This is a genomic window from Methylobacterium sp. WL7 (assembly GCF_008040085.1).
GTDB classification, from domain to species: Bacteria; Pseudomonadota; Alphaproteobacteria; order Rhizobiales; family Beijerinckiaceae; genus Methylobacterium; species Methylobacterium mesophilicum.
Genome location: NZ_VRVG01000363.1, coordinates 1 through 570 on the forward strand (window position 1 = coordinate 1; position 570 = coordinate 570).

The 570-nt window shown below is 45.6% G+C and carries 1 protein-coding gene; it reads right to left on the bottom strand.

What is annotated here, in order from left to right; genetic code table 11:
* A partial coding sequence (locus FV233_RS29800; RefSeq protein WP_147899669.1) for an oligosaccharide flippase family protein occupies positions 1-514 on the bottom strand: 514 nt, incomplete at its 3' end.
* Positions 515-570 lie beyond the last annotated feature (56 nt).

Genomic DNA, 570 nt, shown 5'->3' on the forward strand with positions numbered 1-570 from the left:
CATATATAGATAAATACTGAAAAGCTAAGCTCCAGACCGACCAGCCTGAAAATGCTGCCGCAATCGCAACAAATGACGAAACTATTGTACTTACCATTTCAGTCATTGAATGAAAGCTCAAGTCTCCCCTTCTTAAGATGCGCGCATCCGGTGCAATCGAAACTGCCATCAACGGAAGCGCTGCGGATAAAATGAGCATAACAGATATAAGCTCAGCATGGCCGGTCAGCGCCGAAAGTATATAGCCCGATGCAGCTACACATACCGCCATTATAGAAATACTGAATAGCAAAAGCCAATACGCCGTTGACCATATAAGTGTATTTGCTTCATCCTGCTGCGCTAAAGCGTAAATTCCGAAGGCAGAGGGCCCGAGTAAATGCGCCATCACAGGAAGCATAATTAGCTGCGAAACGCCTTTCACTAAACTGGAAAGCCACGACATTGCGGTATTGCGCGCAAACCGGCGACTGTCCACCTCTTCTTGCTCAATCGAAGGTTTTGACAGCGTCATTTTATCTCACCCGAAATACTGGGCTTATTTCATATCATATCAGGAGGAATTTGTAC